Source organism: Gottfriedia sp. NPDC057948 (genome assembly GCF_042887255.1).
Lineage (GTDB): Bacteria > Bacillota > Bacilli > Bacillales > Bacillaceae_G > Gottfriedia.
Genome location: NZ_JBHVPN010000025.1, coordinates 44,488 through 52,852 on the forward strand (window position 1 = coordinate 44,488; position 8,365 = coordinate 52,852).

10 protein-coding genes and 1 pseudogene are annotated in these 8,365 nt (G+C 33.1%); 3 read left to right on the forward strand and 8 right to left on the reverse strand.

The features are described from left to right. Positions 1–281: 281 nt before the first annotated feature. A complete protein-coding gene (locus tag ACFVRR_RS22735) occupies positions 282–1,469 on the forward strand; it encodes an IS110 family RNA-guided transposase (protein WP_387332896.1) in 1,188 nt (395 codons plus the stop codon). 403 nt (positions 1,470–1,872) lie between these two features. Beyond that, complete coding sequence (locus tag ACFVRR_RS22740) at positions 1,873–2,022, forward strand: hypothetical protein (RefSeq protein ID WP_165347220.1); 150 nt, start codon at positions 1,873–1,875, stop codon at positions 2,020–2,022. Positions 2,023–2,222: 200 nt separating this feature from the next. On the opposite strand, the gene ACFVRR_RS22745 is transcribed toward ACFVRR_RS22740, so the two are convergent. From ACFVRR_RS22745 to ACFVRR_RS22775, 7 genes and pseudogenes are all read right to left on the reverse strand, one after another. Beyond that, positions 2,223–2,762 carry a 2'-5' RNA ligase family protein gene (locus tag ACFVRR_RS22745; RefSeq protein ID WP_387332900.1) on the reverse strand — a complete coding sequence of 180 codons (540 nt, stop codon included), beginning with the start codon at positions 2,760–2,762 and terminating at the stop codon, positions 2,223–2,225. Positions 2,763–2,816: 54 nt separating this feature from the next. Then, a complete protein-coding gene (locus ACFVRR_RS22750) occupies positions 2,817–3,233 on the reverse strand; it encodes a GNAT family N-acetyltransferase (RefSeq protein WP_387332918.1) in 417 nt (138 codons plus the stop codon). 84 nt (positions 3,234–3,317) lie between these two features. Further along, a complete protein-coding gene (locus ACFVRR_RS22755) occupies positions 3,318–3,728 on the reverse strand; it encodes a GNAT family N-acetyltransferase (protein WP_387332902.1) in 411 nt (136 codons plus the stop codon). Between the two features lie 267 nt (positions 3,729–3,995). Next, entirely contained in the window at positions 3,996–4,598 is a 603-nt protein-coding gene (locus ACFVRR_RS22760) for a VanZ family protein (protein ID WP_387332904.1), read from the reverse strand. Positions 4,599–4,651: 53 nt separating this feature from the next. Beyond that, positions 4,652–4,804, reverse strand: a complete 153-nt coding sequence (locus ACFVRR_RS22765) for a hypothetical protein (protein WP_387332906.1) — start codon at positions 4,802–4,804, stop codon at positions 4,652–4,654. Between the two features lie 678 nt (positions 4,805–5,482). Then, a pseudogene (locus ACFVRR_RS22770) lies at positions 5,483–5,992 on the reverse strand (GNAT family N-acetyltransferase); the annotation flags it as partial. 113 nt (positions 5,993–6,105) lie between these two features. Beyond that, positions 6,106–6,432 (reverse strand): hypothetical protein, encoded by a 327-nt coding sequence (locus ACFVRR_RS22775; RefSeq protein ID WP_387332908.1) that lies wholly within the window; start codon positions 6,430–6,432, stop codon positions 6,106–6,108. Positions 6,433–6,623: 191 nt separating this feature from the next. Between ACFVRR_RS22775 and ACFVRR_RS22780 the strand changes: the two genes are divergently transcribed. After that, positions 6,624–8,051, forward strand: a complete 1,428-nt coding sequence (locus tag ACFVRR_RS22780) for a hypothetical protein (RefSeq protein WP_387332910.1) — start codon at positions 6,624–6,626, stop codon at positions 8,049–8,051. A 56-nt stretch (positions 8,052–8,107) separates the two neighbouring features. Here ACFVRR_RS22780 and ACFVRR_RS22785 read toward each other — a convergent pair. After that, a partial coding sequence (locus ACFVRR_RS22785; RefSeq protein ID WP_387332912.1) for an IS3 family transposase occupies positions 8,108–8,365 on the reverse strand: 258 nt, incomplete at its 5' end.

Below are 8,365 nucleotides of genomic sequence, written 5' to 3' on the forward strand. Positions count from 1 at the left end.
TAGCAGCCCTTCTTGTTCAACTATCGCATGCGTTCGTATTATAAGGTCATCCAGTGAAAATTACTGGTTGACCATTTTTTATATGGTCTTATGATTAAAGTAGTCGGGGCAGAACGAAGCTTGCGTGGGGCTTAGACCCCGTCAACTAAACAGTTCACCCCCTACTTATAGAAACATGCTTTGGGCTGGTTGGGACAAGGATCCCGCATAACAAGCGAACCTATGAAACTATAAGGGAGTATTAGGGGAACCGATAAATTTAGTTTTAGGAGGAGATCGTTATGAATCCAGTAGTTGGTCTGGATGTCGCAAAAGGAGAGAGTCAAGTTCAAGGTTTTTTAGATAAAAAGAATCCTTTTAAAAGAAGTTTTAAGATTTTACATACGGTTGAAGGATTTGAGCAGCTACTTCAATTCTTACAGAAAATCGAAGAAACAACGAATACAAAACCAGTACTAATAATGGAATCGACTGGGCATTACCATTCACCGATTATGCAGTTCTTAGATAACTTAAATTATATTTATATCGTTATTAATCCATTAATCTCTTATCGAGCTAAAAGCTCGAGTTTAAGAAAGGTAAAGACTGATGTCATCGATGCATACCACCTCTGCGAGCTGTATTACAAAGAAGAGTTAGAGCCATATAAAAAACGTGGTGCACAATTACTAAACCTGCGAAATTTAACGAGACAGCACGATCATTTAACAGGTATTAGTTCTCAGGCAAAACTACATTTTCTAGCGATTCTAGATCAAGTGTTTCCTGAATATCGAGGTGTATTTGGAGATTTGTACTCTAATGTTTCGCTCTTAACTTTACTAGAGTTTCCTTCATCTGAGGCTGTGTTACTAGCTGGTGAAGAACAGCTAGCTAAACGAATCGCATCTTTATGTACTAGTCGTTCTAAACAATGGGCAAACGAAAGAGCTAAGCTTTTAATTATTGCGGCTGAAAAAAATCCGTTTCAAGTAAATCTTTATAGAAGCCTTATTATTTCGCTTGAAATGCATATTAAAATGGTTCTTCAATACAAAGAACATCTATCCAATTTAAAATCAGAGATAAATGTCCTCGTAAAAGAAATTGAAGAATATACTATCATCCAATCAATACCTGGTATCGGAAAAAAAATCGCGGCAACGATTATCTCTGAAATTGGTGAAATTGATCGGTTTGATAATCCAAAAAAACTTGTGGCTTTCACTGGAGTAGATCCGAGTGTCTTTGAATCTGGTAAATTCACAGCCAGTAGAAACCGTATTACCAAACGTGGTTCTAGTCGATTGCGACATGCGTTATTCATGGCTGTTCGGTGTGCAATTCGTGATAATCGTAAGAGTAAGACAACAGACGAAATCATCCCACGAAATAAACGAATGCGACAATTTTATGATAAAAAGCGTGAAGAAGGAAAACCATTTAGAGTAACAGTTATTGCTTGTGTAAATAAACTATTACATTAGATTTATGCCCTGTTAAAAAGCAAAACGACCTTCCAAGATCTAGCTTAAAATCTGAATCAACCTCAATTACCATAATCTTCCAATCTTTGAATAAGTGGAAGATTATTTGGCATGTCAAAAATAGTATAACATGAGTCACAAAATTTTTTTATTGAAAATTATTGACAAACTATTAGCTGATTAGTTGCATAAGGATGTTTATCAACATCCATAATTTAGAAAACTTTAACAGAAATAAAATTGTTAGAACTATTAGATATTAGTCACAAAAAATTCACATTTTTTTGTGAAATATTTCACAATATAGACTAATTTTGATATATAATCAAATTGTAAACAGATGACAATTACATCAAAGAAAAAGGGTAAAAGAACAGCATTACTCATACTTGGAGGAATTTTGATGCTTACTATTATTTTTACTGAAATCAAAAAAATGTGGTTTGACCTTTCATGTACATATGAAAGTTTTGAGGAGATTGATCGCCTTGAATCCAAGCACACTCGAGTACGTTTTGATAAAGATATTTATGAAATCATCCGTGTCCAATAATACCCGATGAAAATTTATATTAGGAGAGCAACTATGAATGATTTAAAAATATAACTATTCGTTTAGAAAGAAATAATCAAGAGCATTATGAAAATTACAAATCTAATTATATATAAACTTCAAAAGTCTAGCCCAAACGGTTAGGCTTTTTTCTACTTGTTCAACTAAAGCATCAGTTAGTTTAATAAGATTTTTACAGTTTAACTCTGTTTCTTTAAAGGAATGTCCATATATTTTATGTATTTATTAGGTTCAATCTCTTGATATACCCTTAAAATATTTACTTTAAATGTGGGATAAGGAATTAATTCCTTTTCAACTCTTTTAGCCATTTCATCTAATTCTTGAACTGTTAAACCGTAATTCGATTGTCCTAATGTTAAATGTGGGACATAGTTTTCAAGCTCTAAATATTTCTTTATTAAATCTTCTGAAGGAGATATCGCTTGAATAAGTTTATTGTGCAAAGTGCGTATTTCTGTAGATTCAATACTTAGAAATAGTACACTTTCACCAAAAAACATAGGCTTATCCAAAGTTACTTCGAAAGGTGGAAAATCTTCACAAACTTTCATAACTTGTATTAACCAAGATTCATCGGATGTTAAACCACCTTGTGCTTTAATTGTTATATGTGGTTCAACAACATTAGTTAGAACATTATTCCCCCATTGGTGTTGAAATCTTATTATTTTTTCCAAATATTCATCTGGTGTTACAATTCCAATAAAATATTGCATTTTTTCCTCCAAGTGGCGTAATTCAACTAAAGCTTTGCGTTAGTTGAATTTGAATTAACAAATTTTTTTATATCTTACAAGCGTAATATTTTCATTTAAACGTTTTGTTTCGCCTGTCAGGCTATACCCCATTTTTTCATATAAATAACAGTTACGTTTTTCTTCTAAGATCGTTCTTAATTCCCAAGTAGTTGCTTGTGGAAATCGTCTCTCAATTAACTGGATAGCTTTCTGTGCAATTCCCGTCCCTTGGTATTCTGGTAAAATGAACATAGGACTGATCCAAAATTGTGTTTCTTCTTTCCAATAGATACAAATTGCTCCTACAAGAATATCATCTTGCAAGATTTTATAAAAACCACCAGTAGAATAATTAATTCTCTTAATTACATTATCAATCGGTTCGTTCGCTGGATTTGTATCGGTATCTTTATATTTCTCTAACAACGGCATAAAGGCTTTCACTTGCATTTCAAAAATTACTTGTGCATCTGCGTCTGTTGCTTTGTCTAATCTTATATTCACTAATTCTCACCTCTAAATATTATTCCCACTCTAAGATGTCTTTCTAAATCCATAAAAACTTCTAAACTTATTGCTCTCATAGTAGGTTTGAGATGAACTTGTCGCTAGAAGGTCAATTCGAGTTTTAGGATATATTTGATGAACATATTTTAACAATCTTGTACCAATTCCTAACCCTAGATAATTTTCATCTATTAATAATTCTGATACAAATAAGGTGATATTACCATCTGTTAATCCTCTGAGATACCCAAAAATCGATTCATTGAAACACGCTACATATTTAACATTTGAATTCTCCCAAGCTTTTTGAGTATCTTCTCTTTTTTCAACGAGATTATTCCATTTTTCTTGTATGTTCAAATTATGAATTTGCGGAAAGTCACCTTCAACATAAGGACGAACAGATATATCAATTTTCCTTTTTAAATCTTGTTTCATACTATTTCCTCCACGCTAATTACCATTATTCTAGAATTATATAGTTCGACATTTTTCGTAAAATTACCTTTAACCTTATGCAACTAAACTGCCATTTAGTGACATAAAAAAAATCGACTAAACAGCCTATCTTGTTGTTCAACTAATGCAATGCGTTAGTTGTATAACGAAATAAAAAATTAACAGATCAAATAAATCTATTTCATTGATTTAGCAATTTCAAAAATTTGCTCTGGCTTTAAAAACGAGAATTTAACTGCCTTAATATTAAATAGTTTTGGACTGATTTTTTCTAATTTCTATCTTTTTCGAACCTAATAATAAATCTGTAGTTTGTGAATATAATTTAGTTGCTAACCAATAACCCAAAATAAAACCAGTAACATTTAAAATTACGTCGTCAATATCTACTGATCTTCCTGTCCCTTGAAAGATGTTTTCAATGAGTTGGGTTAATTCAATAAAAATAGAAATTAGAAATGATAAAATTAATACAATTCTCCAATCTTTCAATTTATTCCATAGTATTTTCAAATAAAAGGATATAGGCATTATAAGAATAAGATTTCCAATAATATTTTTTATTAAAGTCGAATAATATCCATGTTTAATACAAAAAACAGTTGTTTCATATAGAGATTTAAAGGGTATTATGTTGTAACTTATAGATTGTCCTTTCTCTAACGCATGAGGATCAATAAAAATAGGGAAAAACAATATAAAAATAATGAATAAAACATAGTTCATAAAAATAAATGTCATTAAAACTTTTAATATATTAACCTCTTTTTTACGAAGTAATTTAATTACTTGGTAAATAAAAAAAATAATCCCAGCAATTATAAAAAATATCGGTTTCATTCTTAACATTAATCTCTGTTCCTTTCAACGATAAAGGGAAGGTTGACTAATTTATCTATTTATTAGTCGTGCATATCCACACTACCAGTGACATTTACTCCATCACTTGGTTTAGAAAAATGGAAGTAGTAATTTCCAGCTGGTACACTAGTAAACGTAGATGTATTTGTAGCTATTCTATTATGATAAACCTGTCCAACAAGATCATCAGCCAAAATTCTTGAACGATAAAGTTGAATCTTTACATCTTTCTTATCGCTACCACTTTCAACTTTTTTGCTGTAAGTCTTAATAGTAATGTCACCATTATAGCTACGTGTTGATCCAGAAAAACCTGATGATGAATAAACTTGAAAACTAGAAGTATAAGATGCGGCAAAAGCAGCAGTAGGAATTCCTACGATAGATAAAGCAGCAACCGCCGAGAATATTTACTTTTAAAGCATAATTAATTCCTCCTGTTTAATTAGTCAACCTTCAAATTTAGAGGAATTATTTTCCTTCATTTGTAAATATTACCATTTTTTACAATAGCTTTGTATTGAAAAATTTCGACATTAAACTGTGAATAATGTAAAAAAATGTAATAGTGAAGCTATTATCTGTTAAACAAAAAGCAGTACCAATTTCTAAAGAAATTATTGATTATGATGGTTGTTATAATGATGGAGCATATCTATGTTAATAGTTGTAATCGATTTTATTAAATACTGAATTTAAGAATAGATTATATATTTTTAAGGACGGCAGTGTAATAACTGTCGTCCTTTTCATTTATAGTGCGTACTATTGTTATCACATGTTTCTTGATTTACTTGGTCAAGACAACTGGTGCCTTTGTGAAACGGATTTTTTTGTACTTCGATTAAACCATCTTTTTCTAAGAATTCAATCCACTCTTCTCGCAATAACCCCATACGAATAGAGTCATAATAATTCCCATCATAAAAACGACATTTTCTTAATCTTGCTTCCATTGTCATTCCTAATTTTTCTCCAACTTTAATCATACGATGATTACCAGACCAAGTTGTATAACCTACACGTACAAGAGGTAGTGTATTAAATAAATGATTAATCCAAAGTTTTAAAGCCCTTGTACCAAACCCTCCACTCCAATAGTTGGGATCATAAATACCTATTCCCATTTCAAGCCAATTAGATGGTTTATGTTCCCAATAGAAGCTAACTGTTCCAATGGCTTTTCCATCCACCTCAATAATCCATTTATCTTCTTGATTAACAACAGTATCCTTAGTTTTTAAATAGTCCTCAAAAGTGACAGCTTTATGTTCAAAATATGGTGCATCCCATTTCTTCCACTCTGGTGAACTCTCTTTATACATCAATGTCCAAAGTAAAAATAAGTCTTCTTCATGGATTGGTCTAATTCGTAATGGCATATTATTCAACTAATCTTCTCCTTCTCTTACTGTTATTCATTAAAGTTACCTCAATCATTACTTGTATCAAGTTAACTATATTTTACTTTATTAAAACCATTATTTGTTCTTTTTTAGCTCTTCCTTATGCAACTATACTGCCATTTTGTTGTGATAAAAAAAAATCGGCTAAACAGCCGACCTTGTTGTTCAACTATTGCATGCGTTAGTTGCTTAAATTTATGAGTATAATGCTTTTTATCAAAGAAGCCTGAATATCTTAATCCTATACAAGGTGATAGGTCACCATCTACTACATTAGTATCAATAAAAACAAAAACCTTCAGATTTTTCATTAATTTAATAAATCCAATATTTTCAATCTCACCACAATTTGTTAATGAAAGTTCTTCAAGTCGATTAATTCCAGATAATGGAAACGCAAAACGAAACGAACGCATCCAGCTTATCGATAGTTGTTGAATCGAACCATACTGCGTTCATCATGAGAGACTTATACAACATTGTATAGGTCCCTTTTCTTCTCTTCTATAATCAAGAACCGTCGTTTTAGAAGAATGTTTCGATTCAGTATTTTCTTGTTCTCGGTTCCTTGTGCTCATGCTATACTTTCATTTGGGAGGGAAACCAAATGAAAAAATTAAACCATTTATTGATAGTGCTATTTACACTGTCATTTTTGTTTACCACATCAAACGTTTTTGCCAGTGATACGGCGACGGGTGAAAAAGGTGTCGTGACAAATTTGACCGCTACTCATAAAGACCACGTTGTGACACTCAATTGGGATGCTAACGCAGATGACACGTATTCGGTCGAGCGAGACGGTCATCTCATCGCATACGACGTGAAAGGCGGCGTATTCCGTGATGACGTGGATGTAGCAGATGATGTTAACTATACATATACTGTATGGGCAACTGGGTCCGAAGAAAAAAGTACAGTGAACATTATCATTGAAAAAGATACAACACCACCACCAAATGTCGTTCCAACTGCACCACTTGAAGTGAACAACCATTACCTGAGACTTTCTTGGTCACCATCGACTGTCGTGCCTGATTTTAGGGGAGTGGTCGTGTATCAAGATGGGCTTTGGGCAGGCTATGCACCAAGAGGTACATGGGATACAACGGTTGATCAACTCGAAACAAATACAAGCTATACGTTTTCATATTGCGCTGTTGATCTGTCCGGCAACATCGTCCCATTAGCGGAATGTCCACAACAAACATTGAAAACAGGAAATGACATCACCCCACCAAGTGAGATCACAAATTATCTCCTTTCGTGGCAACAAAAAAATGTACACGTTGATCCGGTGACGAAAAAAACGATCGCTGACGATTATATCCACATTAGTTGGGTTGCACCATACACTTCTGATTATGTTGCGTCCAGATTAACCCTACCAAATGGAGAAATAAAAACGTTTTTTGGTGCGCCGAACGCCAATCATCTGTATGTTTACAAACCACCGACGATTTACGCGGACTATCATTTCCTGATTCAAACGATTGATGAAAACGGGAATGTGTCAAAAGGGACGACCGTTTATTGGGACAACCCAAACCCACCAGGTCCGGTGACCAATGTCAAAATTACAGAAAGTAATGGAACAGTCAATATTTCATTTAAACCACCTGTTGATCATGATTATAGCTTCACCGAAATCACTTTACCTAGTGGGAAAAATGTCATCGTCCACAAAGGGACGAATTCGTATTCGTACAAAGGGTCGCTTGTTGTCGGTCAATCTTATAACTTTGTCTTCCGTACATCCGATCCAGTACAAAGCGGAAAAGGCACACACTACTCAAAAGCGATGCCGGTCACAATCAAACCAAAAGCTACAACTGTTAATAAATATAGCTACACAATGTCATCTGCAATGATCAAATCTCTTGCAGAAGGAAAAGGCACGAACATAAAATCCCTCTCAAAAGGGGCGAAAATTTATGTGATAAGTACTGGATATGGCGTCAAACATAATTATGTATACGTCAAATATGCTGGAAAATACGTCGGTTATCTACCGAAAGCATCCGTTAAATTTTAAAATAAAGAGAAGGCTACTTTAAAATGTACCCTTTGTAAAGGACATTGAAAAAAAGTCTATGCTGTTTTAAGGAGATGATTTCTGTATTGTACAGGGGTCATCTTCTTTAATTTCCACTGATATCTATAATGATTGTAATACTTCATATAATGTTTTATTTCTTTATTGAGCCCGTCAAAATTTTGACATGACTTAATAGAGGCCTCATCTTTAAAATGGCCAAAGAATGATTCCTGTGGAGCGTTATCCCAACAGTTTCCACGTCTTGACATTGATTGAATTAAACCTAGCTTCTTCACTTGTTTTTGGAAGTC